At 56.3% G+C, this 15295-nt stretch carries 11 protein-coding genes and 2 pseudogenes; 9 read left to right on the top strand and 4 right to left on the bottom strand.

Annotation, left to right across the window (positions count from 1 at the left end; translation table 11 throughout):
- Window positions 1-127: 127 nt before the first annotated feature.
- A complete protein-coding gene (locus tag ACWGTI_RS29050) occupies window positions 128-835 on the bottom strand; it encodes a class I SAM-dependent DNA methyltransferase (protein ID WP_454590222.1) in 708 nt (235 codons plus the stop codon).
- A 976-nt stretch (window positions 836-1811) separates the two neighbouring features.
- Here ACWGTI_RS29050 and ACWGTI_RS29045 point away from each other — a divergent pair.
- From ACWGTI_RS29045 to ACWGTI_RS29015, 7 genes and pseudogenes are all read left to right on the top strand, one after another.
- Window positions 1812-2576 (top strand): SDR family NAD(P)-dependent oxidoreductase, encoded by a 765-nt coding sequence (locus tag ACWGTI_RS29045; protein ID WP_454590221.1) that lies wholly within the window; start codon window positions 1812-1814, stop codon window positions 2574-2576.
- A 116-nt stretch (window positions 2577-2692) separates the two neighbouring features.
- Window positions 2693-3499, top strand: a complete 807-nt coding sequence (locus ACWGTI_RS29040) for an SDR family NAD(P)-dependent oxidoreductase (protein WP_454590220.1) — start codon at window positions 2693-2695, stop codon at window positions 3497-3499.
- Window positions 3500-3545: 46 nt separating this feature from the next.
- Complete coding sequence (locus tag ACWGTI_RS29035; RefSeq protein WP_454590219.1) at window positions 3546-4568, top strand: hypothetical protein; 1023 nt, start codon at window positions 3546-3548, stop codon at window positions 4566-4568.
- A 337-nt stretch (window positions 4569-4905) separates the two neighbouring features.
- Window positions 4906-6810, top strand: coding sequence for an HAD-IA family hydrolase (locus ACWGTI_RS29030; protein ID WP_454590218.1), 1905 nt, complete (start codon window positions 4906-4908; stop codon window positions 6808-6810).
- Window positions 6801-7516: pseudogene (locus tag ACWGTI_RS29025) on the top strand (SDR family NAD(P)-dependent oxidoreductase). Before ACWGTI_RS29030 ends, ACWGTI_RS29025 begins: the two are co-directional and overlap by 10 nt.
- A 145-nt stretch (window positions 7517-7661) precedes the next feature.
- Entirely contained in the window at window positions 7662-8474 is an 813-nt protein-coding gene (locus ACWGTI_RS29020; protein WP_454590217.1) for an SDR family NAD(P)-dependent oxidoreductase, read from the top strand.
- Window positions 8475-8615: 141 nt separating this feature from the next.
- Entirely contained in the window at window positions 8616-9416 is an 801-nt protein-coding gene (locus ACWGTI_RS29015; RefSeq protein WP_454590216.1) for an NAD(P)H-binding protein, read from the top strand.
- Window positions 9417-9661: 245 nt separating this feature from the next.
- Here the strand turns inward: ACWGTI_RS29015 and ACWGTI_RS29010 are convergent.
- Window positions 9662-9891 (bottom strand): annotated as a pseudogene (locus ACWGTI_RS29010) (integrase core domain-containing protein); the annotation flags it as partial.
- Between the two features lie 176 nt (window positions 9892-10067).
- Window positions 10068-11381 (bottom strand): 4-aminobutyrate--2-oxoglutarate transaminase, encoded by a 1314-nt coding sequence (gene gabT, locus ACWGTI_RS29005; RefSeq protein WP_454590215.1) that lies wholly within the window; start codon window positions 11379-11381, stop codon window positions 10068-10070.
- A gap of 712 nt (window positions 11382-12093) precedes the next feature.
- On the opposite strand from gabT, the gene ACWGTI_RS29000 reads away from it, so the two are divergent.
- Entirely contained in the window at window positions 12094-12333 is a 240-nt protein-coding gene (locus tag ACWGTI_RS29000) for a hypothetical protein (protein ID WP_454590214.1), read from the top strand.
- Between the two features lie 181 nt (window positions 12334-12514).
- Window positions 12515-12964, top strand: a complete 450-nt coding sequence (locus ACWGTI_RS28995) for an N-acetyltransferase family protein (RefSeq protein WP_454590213.1) — start codon at window positions 12515-12517, stop codon at window positions 12962-12964.
- Window positions 12965-13218: 254 nt separating this feature from the next.
- On the opposite strand, the gene ACWGTI_RS28990 is transcribed toward ACWGTI_RS28995, so the two are convergent.
- Complete coding sequence (locus tag ACWGTI_RS28990) at window positions 13219-14871, bottom strand: ABC transporter substrate-binding protein (protein WP_454590212.1); 1653 nt, start codon at window positions 14869-14871, stop codon at window positions 13219-13221.
- Window positions 14872-15295: the final 424 nt, after the last annotated feature.

Below are 15295 nucleotides of genomic sequence, written 5' to 3'. Positions count from 1 at the left end.
CCTTTCAACCGGTAAACACCAGATGCGCCATCGTCAGACATGGCGCCCACGCTAACCCATGGCGGACGGCACCCCCACCTTTTTCATGCTCCCCAGTTCGTCGTCGGCGAGGTTTGCGGTATCGTGGTCATAGCAGCTTGTCCGTCGGTGCGCTCACCTTCTCGGGCACCTGGAAGACCCAATAGTGTGCGTCTTCCTCGGCGACGTATCTCCCATTCCTTAGACACTGTGCCGGTATAAGAACGCCTTCATCCTGCATAGACCGCACCTGGTCTTCAAAGGATGTAGTCTCCACATAGCTCTTCCGCGTGCTTGCAATGATGAAGCCGTTCGGGCGGGTGACGCGAGCCAGCTCGCGCAATCCATCCGGTCGGACGTGTCCGAGCGTTAGGACGCCGCAACAGACGGTCAAGTCATAACTCGCACGTGAGTAGTCGGAGAGCTGCCCGTTAAGATCGACATCTCCTCGGGCCTGGCGGTAGACACCGGTTTGCCGGGCCTTTTCAGCCATCTCTTCGGAGAGATCGAACCCGTCAATCAACCGGAAGCCGAGGCGTTTCAGTTCCACTCCGACGAGCCCTGTTCCGCAGCCAGCGTCCAGGATTGCGATGGTATTTCGCTCTCTAGCCAAGTAGGCCGTCTGCACGGCCCCTGCCAGCTCCGCCACGATCATCGGGCCGCAGTACCCGACCCGGCCCTGATCCAGATCGAAGGCACTCGCCCATCCGCGATATAAGTCGGCCAAGCGACCGGCGTCGCCGTCGAGGTCATGGGATCCTTTCATGCGCTTCCGTGCGGCTTCCTCCGGTGTTGTCTGCTGATCCAAGGTCTTCATTTGGTTTCTCCGTGTAAGGGCAGATGAGTGCGGCACTGCATTATTATTTGGCGCGCAATGACCATTATTCAACCACGAATGTTTCTTTTCCACTATGCGAAGCATGGTGTTTGACTATGCGAATACTTCAGAACACAAGGATTCACGCCGAGATAACACTAGCGGAGACGACATACGTTCATCCGGCTTGACCCACCCGGCGGGGTTGGCCAGCAATTTTTGAGCTGGTTGCTGCCGGTCCTATCGACGCTATCCACGATAGGAAATCGACATTCCCAAGACAGTTAGCAGAAAGAGTCGATCTGTTTATCAAGAGTGACTGTAACAGCGGATGCAGGAACAAGCTGGTAATTTCTGAGAATTTTATATTACGTTAAGTTACAACGTCGAAATATAGGTACATAATGTTCATCTTCCGCAGGAAACGGTGCGGTGACCGGGTTGCACCTCGTTAATATGACGATACGCGCGCATGTCCACCCACAAAACCTTTTTGTCCGAAACTAGACAAGAGTGCTGTAAGCCCGACAAAAAGCAGGCCGGGCTAGACTGTCTGGTTGGACGAGCGATGTGATTCACAACAGTGCAGTAGTCGGCACGTAACTTGCTCGCTCAAAGCTGACAGCCCCGCAATGATGTCAGGGAGGCCAAGAGTAGGTAATCAGCCTCTCAACTTGAACCCATGCAGCCTGGTGAACGGTGGTCAGGAAGTGCGCATAAACGGCGCCGGCAAGGAGAGGCAGGTTTCCGCGAGAAGCGCATAATTCGCCTCGGCAAAAATTCAAGCTGCTTACCCCAACGCTGTCTTCAGCGGAAGCCGTATCGGCGTGCATGCGACACAAATGTAGGAAAGCCGACGTAAGAGCAAAACCGATGTTCTTTCGGCAGGGCTATCATACTGTTTTCGCATGTTTTTCTTTTTGGCACGGCACATGCTTGGCTATCTGCAACGGTGCCAAGAAGAGAGGAGGAGAAAATGAATTTAGGGCTTGACGGCAAGGTGGCACTAGTCGCGGCCGCCTCCAGCGGCCTAGGTTTGGCTACAGCCGAGGAACTGGCTAGCGAAGGCTGCCGCTTGTCGATCTGTGGGCGGAATTCGGGGCGGCTAGAAAGAGCAGTGGATCGATTGCGCGGCGCAGGCGCCGAAGTGCTGGCGCGCGCGACCGATGTAACCGACTGCGCGGATGCGGCAGCTTGGGTTGCCGAAACAGCAGAGCATTTTCGGGGTATCGACATCTTGGTGACGAATTGCGGCGGCGTTTCTGCTGGGCCACCCTCGGCCATGACGCCTAAGGATTTCGAGGATGCGTTTTACCGAGTGCTTTTACCTTCGATAAATCTAGTTACGGCTGCTTTGCCTCATCTGCGGCGCTCGCGGGGGGGGCGAATTTTGATGCTCGCTTCCGAGGCTATAGTACGGACGCCGGTACATTTCGCGTTGTCGGGTGTCGCACGAGCAGGGCTAGTGCCCTACTGCCACGCGCTCGTACAAGAGTTGTCGGGGGAGAGCATCACGGTAAACGTGCTGGCACCTGGAGCACACAGCACCGCGATTCACGAAGCCAATCGCCTCGGCGACCACGCTGAAGCCATCCGTGCGCTTGAGGATAGGACCCCGGCCCGGCGCCTTGGCGATCCCTCGGAATTCGCGGCAGTTGCTGCATTCCTGGCCAGCGCTCGCGCCGCCTATGTCAGCGGCGCCCTGATCGTCATCGATGGTGGGCTGAGTGCAACCGTTTGAACAACTCGTCGCACCAGAAACCGTCGCATGAACGAAGTCAACGCAAACAGAGCCGTCATTGATCTCGACCGTTCAATTGGACACGGCTGTATTCATAGCTGGATTGGGTAATCTCTATGTCAGATACAGCTCATAGTTCGGCGACTGCTGCAAAAGGATACCAAGAGCTCTTCGGAGTTGATGGCAAGGTGGTCTGCATTTCAGGCTCTAGCCGCGGGCTAGGGAAGGCGCTCGCTACCTGTTTTGGACGGTTGGGTGCCAAGATAGTCCTTTCGTCGCACAATATTGAAGAGCTGACTGAAGCAGAGGCCGAACTTGGGGGCCAGGGAATCAACGTGGCAGCCATCCGTTCTGATGTGCGGTCGCACGACGATTGTAAGGCGCTCATCAGCGGCACGGTCGACCGGTTTGGGCAGATCGATGTGATGGTCTGCAACGCAGGCACCGACGTCATTAAGCCAGCACATTCATTCGAAGAGGCGGAATGGGACGAAATTGTCGACACCAATCTGCGTGGCTACTACTATTGTGCGAAGTTTTCCGCCCAAGCAATGTTCGATCGAGGCGGCGGCAGCATCATCATGACATCGTCAGTCGCCAGTTCGCTCGGCATACCGGGCCTGACTGTCTATGCTGCGACTAAAGGAGGTGTCAATCAACTGACGCGTACCATGGCGGTAGAATGGGCCGACAAGGGCATTCGCGTAAATGCCGTCGCACCTGGATTCATCAACAACTTCATGGATGGGGTCCATCCTAACCTCGACACCCCTTACCAGCGCCGGGCAATGGACCTCACTCCAATGCGGCGCCGGGGCAATTTGTCCGAATATTTCGGGCCTTACATTTTCCTCGCAAGTCCAGCTGCATCGTTTGTGACCGGCGAGATTCTCTATGTCGATGGGGGCTACGCCGCAAGCTGATCCAAGACGGCCAGATGTGGTGCTGGCGTCAGAAGGAAGTAGGATAATGTTTAGCACGATACCGGATGAAGTTAACCTCCTAGACTGCACCCTGCGTGACGGCGGCTACTACACGGATTGGGATTTTGCACCAGGATTGGTCTCGGACTACATCGCTACCATCAACGCTCTCCCGGTACGCATGGTCGAGTTGGGGCTAGCAGGAAAGCCTGAGAGCCGCGGATACTTCGCCAGTATGACGAGCTCTAAGGCCGAACAGGTCGCCGCTGATCTCTCGGTCGACGCATGCGTGATGATCGATGCCAAGGATGTGTATGCGGGCGAACTGCCCATATCTCTTGCCGTGGACCACCTAATAGAAGGACTACTGCCAGGGCGGATCACGACCATACGCTTAGCGGCGCATTACAGCAAATTGGATGCCTGTAGGGACATTTGCGCTGAGTTGTCTCAAAGGGGCTTCCGTGTGTTTTTGAACCTCATGCAGATCGATGCAGCCGATGCAGCAGAACTTGAGACGTGCCTGAAAGAGTTAGAGCAGATCGACACCTTTGACGTGCTTTACATCGCTGACTCGTTCGGCTCGATGAAGCCAAGCCGCGTCCAGGAATTTATCGGCCGGTTTGCGGGTCGGCTTAAGAGTGACGTTGGATTTCACGGCCATGACAACCGGGGCTACGCACTGATCAATTCAGTTGCAGCCGCGATGGCGGGAGCGAGATGGATAGACTGCACCATGGGCGGCATGGGCCGCGGGGCCGGAAACACAGCTAGCGAGCAGCTCCTGCCGATTCTCGGTCACCTCGATACACCCGTCGAAAAGGTGCTTCTGGATCACGTCCGGCGTCACTTCGATCCACTTCGCAAACAGTATGGCTGGGGAAGCAGCGCGGCATATCAGTTCGCGGGCTCAAACTTCATCCATCCTTCCTATGTACAAAAGCTGCGCGAAGAGGGGGCCTTGTCTGATGCCGCGATTATCGACCTCCTTTCGAATCTCAGCGCCGATCAACGGCTAAGTTTTGCCGACGACAAACTCTCGGAGCTAATGGCGCAGAAGATCGCCTGACCACAGTTGGCTCCGCCCGTTTCCCAATTTGGAGGTAGCCATGGCTCTACGAAATGCGGCTGTGAAACCATCCGTCCTCCCGTCCGATCCGCGGTTTTCATCAGGCCCTTGCCGGAAACATCCTGGTTGGAGCGTGCCCCCAACCATGCTCCGATATGTTGGACGAAGCCACCGGAGTCCCGAGGGAGCAGAAAGGCTGAAAGGGGTAATCAGGCGCATGGCCTCTTTGCTAGAGCTGCCTGATAGTTGGCTGTGCGGAATCGTGCCCGGTTCGGGCACTGGGGCTTGCAGCATGGCCCTACAAAATCTGCTAGGCCCGTTCCCAGTCGAAACATTCGTGTCAGATAGCTTCTCGCGGTATTGGGCAAATGAGATCGACACGTTAGGGCTAGCCTCCCAGAGGCGCCACGTCTGTGCTTTCGGGGAATTCCCGGACACCAGCGGGATCGATCCCAATCACGACATTGTTCTGGTATTAAACGGCACCAACAGCGGCGTCTGTCCTCCTGATCTTGATTGGATTTTTCCGGACCGTGCCGGGATCGTGATCGCAGATGCCGTCTCGGCAGCTTTTACCAGGCGCATCGACTACGATCGAACCGACGTTCTGTGCTGGTCATGGCAGAAGGCACTTGGCGGCGAAGGCGGCCATGGCATGATCGCGCTCTCGCCTCGGGCCCAGGCACGGCTGAAAGTCAGCAGGGTTAAGCCCGTAGCCAGGCTCATGAAACTCCACAATGCCGATGGGTCTGTGAACGAAGCATTCTTTGGCGGCCGCACGATTTCGACACCCAGCATGTTCGCCGTCGAGGATATCCATTCTGCGCTCGACTGGGCCGAAGCGTGCGGTGGACTACCCGCGCTTCTGAACAGGGTTGTCGATAACTACGCTGTCATGGCGGACTGGGTCGACTCCACTCCCTGGATCGATTGGACTTGCCCCGATCCCGCTTCACGCTCGGCCTGTTCAATCACCCTCCGGCTTTCAACAGAGCGACGAGCTGCCGGAGAGACGGAGAACGATGGCAAAATCGCCGGGCGGATGAGCCATCTGCTCGAAGCGGAGGGCGCGGCTTTTGACATTTGGAGCTACGGTGACGCGCCCCCGGGATTTCGGATATGGGCGGGCCCCACTGTCGAGTCAGAAGATCTTTCGATATTATGCGAATGGCTGGCCTGGGCTTATGGCGACGCGTGCCAGGGCGGCATACCACCCGAAGCGAGCATCTTGCGTCACGGCTGTTTTCCGTCCTCTGAGGCGCGCACATTTCAGCCAAGCACGGATTCGGCTTGTCTCCCCACCGCCGCTCCCGAACGCCCACCTCCCCAGACGCTGGCAGATTGCTATGACGCGATACTTTTCGACGCGACGGGAGTCCTGATCATTGGAGATGACGCCCTCCCAGGCGCTGCTGAAATCTTGGCCCGGCTTAATAAGTCTGGTCAGCCATACTACATTGTGACGAATATTAGCAGTGGATCGGATAAAACCATACTCGCACGTCTCCGCGGTGCCGGACTTCCGATTCCGGCGGTGGACCAGATCGTGTCGGCCGGAGGTGTCGCACGACGTCGCGTGCTCCAAGATCTGGCAGCCGGACGGCTACTCTCGTATGTGGGCAGTTCACACGCTGCGCATGACATTTTCGGAAAGCATCCGAACCTTCGTGGCGCTGAGACAGCCGAGACATTCGACACGCTCGTGGTGCTCGACGACGAAGGTTTCGACTTCAAAAGAGTTGCCGACCGCATTCTGTCGGTCTTTCACCGACGGCTGATTGAGACCGGCGAAATGCCCGGTATGATCGCGGCAAATGCGGACATCATTTATCCCAGCAATGACGGCTCGTTGATCTTTGGACCAGGCATAATAGGGCCAATGCTTGACGCCGGACTAGCACCGTTTGGAGCTCCTCCGATCCCGGCGGAGTTTATGGGCAAGCCAGGAAAAGCGATTTTCGAAGAGTGCATCGCTCGGGCAGGTAGCGAGCGTCTTTTGATGGTTGGCGACCAGATTGATACCGACATCAAGGGCGCAAAGGCTGCCGGGCTCGACTCACTTCTCCTGTCCACTGGCTTCAACGACTGCCGTGAGTTGCGTCAAGGCGAGAACGACGCTCCCGATTATGTAGCAAAGGACCTTTGTCAAATCTTTGATGGCAGTTTGTCTCCACACCTTCGATCAGTAGCTTGCACAGGCGGGCACCAGAGCGGCAGAACGGTTGATGGGAGATGGCGATGATTGTTTGGATTATTTCGGCCGAAGGTTGTGACGGTGAGAGGTGCGCCACGACTAACCCAAGCGTTTGTAAAACTGACACCGCGTTCGGCATCTTGCTGACCAGCCTTCAACCCCTAGACCTCATTATTTCTAATGGGCAATCATTACCATGCCTGCATTCCAAGAAAGTAGTTATCGTTACGGGGGCAAGGTGGGGGATAGGGGGAGGCTGTCGTAGAGGCCTTCGCCGCGGCAGAGGCGTCACTGGTTTGGTCGGCCGCTTGATGCAAGGCGATGTGGCTGACTCCTCCTTCGCCGGCCAGGTGATTAATTCCAGCGTAGAGCGGTTCGGAAAGGTTAGCGTGTTGGTGAACAGCGCTGGGATTATCCGGCGTAGGAGCGTCCCCGATACCACGGACGATGATTGGCGTCAGACATTCGACGCCAATGTCAGCGGTGTTTTCTACTTCAGCCGCGCTGCCGTGAAGGCTATGAGGAAAACGGCGGCAGCAGCATTGTTAACATCGTCTCGAATGTGGGGTTGGTTGGCGTCCCGGGCTGGCTGTCTATTGTGCGTCAAAGGGGTGCCGTCGTTCTGTTCACAAAAGCGATGGCGCTCGATCATGCCAAAGAGCAAATCAGTGTCAACGCGGCCTGCCCGGTGCTGGCCCCATGCTTGTTTCTGCCCATAACAATACAGTTAGCATTGACGAGGTCCTCCAGATGAACATTGATTCAACCCTCAGGGTTCGCGTTGCTTACTGCGAATGAATCGTAGGTCTGACGATCTACCTCGCGAGCGAGGAAGCTAGGCACATCACAGGGATTGCTATTCCAATAGATGACAGTGTCACGCACGATAGGAGGAATTTTTGGGTAATCGGCTAACAGGCAAAGTTGCCATTGTCACCGGTGGTAATCGGGGCATTGGGCGGGCGATCGCAGAAAGGCTCGCTGATGAAGGCGCCGCGGTTGTCGTCGGCGACTTGCGTGACCATCGCGCCGTACATTCCGGCGGCGTCGAGAGGCTCACGTTCATATCTCTTGACGTCACAGAAGAGGTCTCGGTTCGGACATTCGTTGACGAGGTCCTCGAGAAGTTTGGCAGGATCGATGTACTGATCAACAATGCCGGCACCGTCATTCATAAGTCGATCGACGAACAGACCGCCGAGGATTGGGACAGGCTAATGGCGGTCAATCTCCGTGGCCCGTTTTTAATGGCCAAGTATGTGGTCCCGGAGATGAGACTCGTGGGCTCAGGCACGATCGTCAACATCGGGTCCGTAGAGGCCTATATGGTCAACCCATGGCATACTGCCTACGCGGCCACGAAGGCCGGCGTCCATGGCCTTACACTAGGACTGGCCGTTGATCTCGGGCCTGATGGGATCCGTTGCAATACCGTATGCCCCGGCTGGATCGATACCGATCTGAACCGTGCGTACGTCGAGATGCACCCGGACCCAAGCTTGATCGAGAGGGAGTTGGTTCAACTTCATCCGGTCGGACGAATCGGAGCTCCAAAGGAGATAGCCAATGCGGTCCTGTGGTTGGCCAGTGAGGATTCCAGTTTCGTCAGCGGTGAAATCATCTCTGTCGACGGAGCGCGAACCAAAAAGATATCCCTCCCCGCCATTTTGGATGAAGAGTATCGGGCCAAGCTGACGAAGACCCTTCTATAGTGGTGCGTTGGCAACCTCGAACGGGTGGATCGGGGTTGTCGACTGGAGCGGGTAAGTTCGGCGGGACCGTGAAAATGACCTGGGCCCTCATCGACAAAGCTTGGAGCGCCTTAAGTGCCTCCATCCATGGAAGGAAGAGCCATGATCCTCATCACCGGAGCCTCAGGGCAGTTGGCATCGCAGATCGTAAGACGGGCGCGGCAGCAGGGCATTGCCGTTCTGACCGCCAGCAGAGCCGCCGGTGCTGACCGGAACATTGACTTCGACAGACCTGATACGCTTGACTTCGCCGGCGCCGAGACCGTGCTCCTAACCTCGGCCGGCTCTGCCGAAGACGATTGCATAATGCGTCGACACGGTGCCGTTCTCGCTGCTGCCCGCGCGCAGGGCGTGAAGCAAGTCGTTTACACGAGCGTTACCTGTGCGAGCGATCATCTCGGCTTTGCCTTGGCCCACCGCTGGACCGAACGCGAGCTTCAGGCAAGCGGCATGGCTTGGACCATCCTCCGCAACGGTCTCTACGCAGAACTGATCGGCTCTCTCGCCGCGCCGCGCGACGGGGTGATTTTCACCCCTTTTGGCGAGGGTCGGATTTCCGCGGTTGCAAGAGCGGATCTGGCCGAAGCCGCGCTTGCGGTGCTCGGCGATCCGGCTAGGCATGCCGGCCGCTGCTACGAGCTGTCGGGAGCTAGCGCCTTTTCCATCGCGGACCTCGCGCAAAGGATAGCAATCCCTTATCAGCCGAGCAGCTTTGAGGAGGAACGCGCGCGGCTTTCGGCTCTGCCTCTGTTCCCTTTCCAACCTCCTATGCTGATGTCCATTTCGTCGGCGGCAGCGGCCGGGTTTTTGGAAACTGATGCAACAGACCTCGCGGCGTTGGTGCCTACTCCACTTGATGCTCTAGAGATTGCCTGCGCCGCCGCTCGACAAGCGGCACAATAGCTTCTGGTTCACACGAGAAGCCTGACAAGTCGTCTCTCGCTTGTGGTCCACGAACGTCCCTCGCACTCAGCATGACAAGTAGACGCCGGCATCCCAACCGGCTTGCGGGATCGCCTTCATGCGCGCGCGAAGCTTGCGGTCGTTGGGGCCTCCTGGTCTCGTCGCGAGTTGTCATGCGGCGACAGGACATCGCTTGTTACGCTCAGCGGTCGCGGAGAGCGGACAGTGACGTTGCCCCCCAGTTTTTATCCAATTTTGGGTTCGTTTCCGGCGTGGGTTGTGTAGTGCTGGGCGGGTGAAGTGACGGGCGCTGGCGCGGAGCCTTTGAATAGCCCAGAGCGAGCGACCGTCGCGGATTGAAGGTGGTGGCGAACTCGGCCGGTGTCTGCTAGGCGAGGGAGTGCGGCCGCGCGGTGTTGTAGTCGGCGCGCCACAGGGTGATGGCTACGCGCGCCTGAGCCAGCGAGATAAACAGCATGACCTCGTGATTGGCAGCCGACGCCAAAGGATCCCGCGGTTCTTCTCAGCTCTCTCGCGGCAACCGGCTGTCGGAGACAGGGCTAGCTCGTCAACTGTGGGAGAGAATCGGCGTCAAAAGAGCTGCTGTGGTTGTGGCGCGCAAGCTGGCGGTGATAATGCATACGACCGAGCCTAAGCGGCCGCTGGGTTTTCGGGCGCAAGATTATCGACCACAGCATCAATTGAATCTTCGATGATACTCAAAGCTTCGTCAATTAATGCATCAGATAGGGTTAACGGGGCAAGGAGGCGGATCACGTTGAAGTGTCGGCCGGCCGATACGAGTAGCAAGCCGCGATTGGCCGCTTCCTTGATCACTTTGGCGACCAGGGAGCGGGCGGGTTTGCGGGTCCTTTGATCTTCGACAAATTCCACGCCGATCATCGCGCCCAGGCCGCGGATGTCGCCAATCAGCGTACGATTCTTCTTCTGGATACGCTGAAAACCAGCGATGAACCTGGCACCGATCTCCCGAGCACGCTCAAGCAGATTTTCATTGTCCAACACGTCCAGAACTGCCAATGCGGCGGCGCATGCCAGCGGATTGGCGGCATATGTCCCGCCAAGGCCGCCGATCCCGACGGAATCCATCATCTCCGCTTTTCCGACCACTGCGGAAATGGGCAGACCGGCTCCTAGGCTTTTGCCCATGGCGATCAAGTCAGGCTCAATGCCGGTATGTTCAACCGCAAACAGACGACCGGTTCTCCCGAAGCCAGATTGAACCTCGTCGACTACGAGGACGATACCATGCCGGTCGCAAAGCCGCCGGATACCTTCCATGAACTCAACGGGTGCGGGAACAAAACCACCTTCCCCTTGAAGCGCCTCGATCACGAAAGTGGCGACCGCACTTGGCTCAATCTCGGTTTCAAAAATCGTGTCCAACGCTGATAAGCAGTGCTCGACCTCGACGCCCCGATACAGATCGGGGAAGGGCGCGCGATAGATGCCCCCAGGAAAGGGCCCGAATGACTCTTTGTATGGATTTACCTTTCCCGTCATCGCCATCGTCAACAGCGTGCGACCATGAAATGCGCCGCCGAATACAACGATTCCATGCCGATTGGTGTAGGCGCGGGCAATTTTGACAGCGTTTTCGACCGCCTCCGCACCGGTCGTGACGAGCAAAGTCTTGGCCCGCCCGCCCACCTTGCAACGCTCGTTCAAGCGCTCCGCGAGGGCAATGTAGGTCTCATAAGGAATAGTCCCGAAATACGTGTGGCTGAACCTATTAAGTTGAGCCTGTACGGCAGCGAGAATGTTCGGATGCGAGTGTCCGACCGCGAGTGCCCCTGCTCCACCTACGAAATCAATGTATCGTCGTCCTTCGACATCCCAAAGCTCTGCATTCTGACCTCGCTCAATGTATATTGTATTGTCGCAAGATACTCCTGTAGGAAGAGCTGCTTTACGACGCTTGTCCAAATTACCGTTAGATTTCACTATAATAAACTCCTGTTGATATAAGGTTTATATTGAATAGAAACTCACGCTGATCTTCCGAAAACTCACACCCTATGGAACGTTCGCTCCGCCTTCTGGGGGAGACTGCTTAGAGTTTCGTATTGGCCCGAAGGGCACATTCCAAGTCGCTTAAATACGGTCCGCCATGCCGGCCTCTTCGATCCTCCATATCTGCTCGGCAAACGAAGACGACAATGGCGACTGTATCCAGAGCAAGCGCCGTGCCAATTGACGTATGGCTATGCAATCACACTTGCTTTTGCGGCGACGAGAGGGGGCTGAACAATTGCGCAACCCTTTTTGTTCGAAGTTGGACAAGAATGTCGGAGGCCCGACCAAAATAACGCAGGAATTTGGCCGCGGCGACGGACAAGCGACGTGACCTACCCTGAAGTGCCCCTAGGTCTGCTCTTTAGGCAGCATGTGCCACTCGGCGTGTCTCGATCGCCTGCAGCGCTCAGTTGGCACGAGTTTTGAACTTCCTCGTAGCGAGGCAACAGGAGCTGCTGGTGACGGATGGCAGAAGACACCTCGCGTATTTGTCAAAACTTGGGGCCAGAGGAAGCCTAATGAATGAGAGAATGTCCTGCGCGTCGAACGGCAAAACTCAGGCGGGACGCGCAGATCTGGGGGAATGCATCACACGATGCGCTGAACTGGTTGATACGATGCCTGTTCGGCGAGGATCTTCTTGGACGAGACGGAATGCTGTGGGCGTCCGTTGGCCACCAAGCCTGGCTTCCTCTTTGGACGCGTCGCCCGGTCCTGCGTTTCACTGACCTATGTCGAGCCCCTGCCGGAACCCGCCTTCTTTCCGAAATTCGTCCAGCGCTACGCCGACATTGAACAGACGAGTCTCGGCTCCTGCATCGGCTGCACCAACCCCACCCTGCATTCCGGACATGCGGTCGATGATATTGAGGGACATTAAACCTGCAGCCCTTACGCCATCCTATCGCGCTTTGCATATGGCGAGGGGTTGAAAGCGCAAGGCGGCATACTTGCAGATGGGGGACAGTTGAGCTGATCGGCACAGTCGCCGGTAATAACCCAAACCCCAGGGAAGCCATCAGGTCGAAGGTGTTTCCCGTTCTTTCATTTGAGGGATCGCCATGGCGCTTGAAATCACGGATGCACGACCGGACCACGAACGCGCTTGGCGGAAACTTTGGGACCGCCACGTCCACTTCTCTAGGATGACGCTCCGTCCCGAGGTAACCGCGTCAACATGGAAGAGCATCCTCGATCCCGCCTCGCCGGTCAACATGCGTGTCGCCGAGCAGGACGGTACGCTTGCAGGCTTCGCTATCCATCTGTCCCACCCTTCATCTTGGGTCATGAGCAACGACTGCTATCTCGAAGATCTTTATGTTGACGAGCATTTCCGCCGCTCTGGCATTGGCCGGTCGCTCGTCGACGATCTCGTCGTAGTCTGCAAAAAGAACGGCTGGGAGCGTCTCTACTGGCACGCCCACGAACGCAATATCCGCGCCCGCAAACTCTACGATTCTTATGTCGAGCATGATGGGCACGTGCGTTACCGTATTCGCATCTCGAAGTAAGACGGCAACGTCCCGTTGCCTTCACTGTTCGGACGTGGGTTATGCTGGCAAAATTCCGCTGTGTCTCGTCGGAATTAAGCCAGGCACGGCCTACCCGTGGATCCGCAAGGTACAGCTGTTGTACGCCCACAGTTCGCCTGATGCCACCCGCATCGCCTCCAGGAACACTGCGGTGATCGCGTCCGGGAGGGGGGACGCGCAATTCTGAGCGCGAACCTGACAAAGGTCAAGGACGACCGAAATTTTGGCCGATCTCATGCGGTCCCGTCGAGCCACACCTTGCCAAGATCAATCTCGAACGTCGGGTGCATTGCATAGCCCCTGACGTGCTTTGTCGCGTGGTTAAACAAAGATAGCCAATAAGGCTGGATGATAATGCCTGACTCTTGCAGAAGCATTTCAATATCCTGCATTAGAGCTTTGCGCTTCTTGGGATCCGGCAATGTCAATGCCGCGTCCACTTTTTGGTCGAATTCCGGGTTGGCCCATCCCGTCTCGTTCCATGCTGCTCCACTGCGGTAGGCAAGCACCATCGTCTGTATTCCTAACGGCCGATGATTCCAGTCTGTTATCGAAAGAGGGTATTTCAACCAATCGTTATAAAAAGTGCTAATTGGTACAAGCGTACGCTTCACCTTGAATCCGGCCTCGCGCCACTGTGCGGCAATCGCGTCACCCGTGTTCTTGTGCCAATCCTCGTCACTACTAATAATATCGTGTTCGAAATTCATCAGGCCAGCTTCGGCCATAAGCCGCTTAGCTGCTTCGAGGTCCCGTTTCTTTTCCGGGACGGGATAAAAATCGGGTTGCAATGGTGCAACATGATAATTCGCGGCGACGGTGCCGTCGCCATTGACGGCAAGTTTCAACACAGCACCATTGTCGACCGCCAACTGCAGGGCATTGCGCACACGCTGATCGTCGTAGGGTTTAGCAGCGACGTGAGTGCGGCACACTACCGTGCTCGCCGTTTGAGATTCAGACTTCACCAAACCAAGGCCATCAAATATGGAGACATAATCCGCGTACGTTTGATAGTTTGCATCAACTTCGCCTGATTCGAAAGCACTCGTAAGAGCGGAGGGATCGCTGCCATAGTCGATGAATTGCACTTCGTCCAAATACACTTCACCGCCCCACCAGCTACCGTTTGTTCGACGCTTCAGGACGGCCTTTTGGCCCACCGCCCATGAAACCAGTTCGAACGGTCCTGTGCCCACAGGATGCACAACAATGTCGGACCCGTTTTTTTCGTAGTCGCGATGAACGATGAGCGCGGGATAATCAGCAAGCCCGGGAATGATAGTAATGTCGGGTTTCGGCAGCTTCAGTTTAATGGTGTAGTCGTCAACCTTTATGATGGTGCCATCGCTTGCCTTGCCTGTCTTTTGATCGATAAGCGTGGCCATTCGTCCGGCCATTGAGTTTCCAGGCACGTCTCTTTCACACCAGCGCAATAGGTTGAACATCACATCATCTGCAGTGAAGTCGTCACCACTGTTCCACTTCACGCCTTTTCGCAAGTGAAGAACGTATTCGGTCGCCTCATCATTTGTATCCCAACTTTCCAGAAGCTTGGGTTCAAATGTATATTCCGGGGTGTACTTAACCAACGGCTCCAAGAATTGGCGATGGATATTTGCTATCTCAGAATAATCATTTACGCGCGGATCCTTCGCACCATAAATCACCATGGCAATTCGCAGAATCCCACCTTTCCGGGGAGTTTCTTCCGCCTGCGCAGCCGGCATCGCACCCAGCATCGAATAGGCCATCGCAGTCGACGCACCAAAGATTGAAGCGAGTGCTAGGAATTCGCGCCGATCCATCCCGCCCTTATTTACATCGTCGGAGAGGCCGTCGAAGAGCTTGGGCATAGCCTTGCCATGCCTATTGAAATATCCCATCTGAACCTCCAAAGAGTTATTAAGAGACCGCAGCTTGAACCAGCACGGGTAGCCCGTTTCGGCAGCGTCAAACCGCTCAAATGTTCATTTCGAACAACAGCCGCTGGCTACCCGAAAAGTACAGGTAAACTTCCTGGCCGACTGGATGGTTAGGGCAGTTGAAGAGTTCCAACTCTTCTTATTTCGGAACGCTAGCGACGAGGGAGTAACAAAACAACCGGACAAAAAGTCATGCCTCGCAGGACTAAATGTTATAGGAAGATAGTGGCTATTTAGCGCTACGGATGTGTCGTAGCCGCGCGGAGCCCAGACGTATTTTGCAGCCGCCGCCGGCGGGGACGGAGAGGTCTGTGGCTTCGTGATTAAGGCGGAACCGGTCAGAATAGTTTCTTTCTGGGCCTTACGCGGCTCGGATACATCCTCA

This window comes from Mesorhizobium sp. ArgA1 (assembly GCF_053714375.1).
This window is presented reverse-complemented; position numbering and strand designations above follow the sequence as displayed.

Bases quoted from the DNA above. Each gene is read 5' to 3' on its own strand.
- ACWGTI_RS29050 (WP_454590222.1), bottom strand. From the start codon at position 835: ATGAAGACCTTGGATCAGCAGACAACACCGGAGGAAGCCGCACGGAAG.
- ACWGTI_RS29045 (WP_454590221.1), top strand. From the start codon at position 1,812: ATGAATTTAGGGCTTGACGGCAAGGTGGCACTAGTCGCGGCCGCCTCC.
- ACWGTI_RS29040 (WP_454590220.1), top strand. From the start codon at position 2,693: ATGTCAGATACAGCTCATAGTTCGGCGACTGCTGCAAAAGGATACCAA.
- ACWGTI_RS29035 (WP_454590219.1), top strand. From the start codon at position 3,546: ATGTTTAGCACGATACCGGATGAAGTTAACCTCCTAGACTGCACCCTG.
- ACWGTI_RS29015 (WP_454590216.1), top strand. From the start codon at position 8,616: ATGATCCTCATCACCGGAGCCTCAGGGCAGTTGGCATCGCAGATCGTA.
- ACWGTI_RS28995 (WP_454590213.1), top strand. From the start codon at position 12,515: ATGGCGCTTGAAATCACGGATGCACGACCGGACCACGAACGCGCTTGG.
- ACWGTI_RS28990 (WP_454590212.1), bottom strand. From the start codon at position 14,871: ATGGGATATTTCAATAGGCATGGCAAGGCTATGCCCAAGCTCTTCGAC.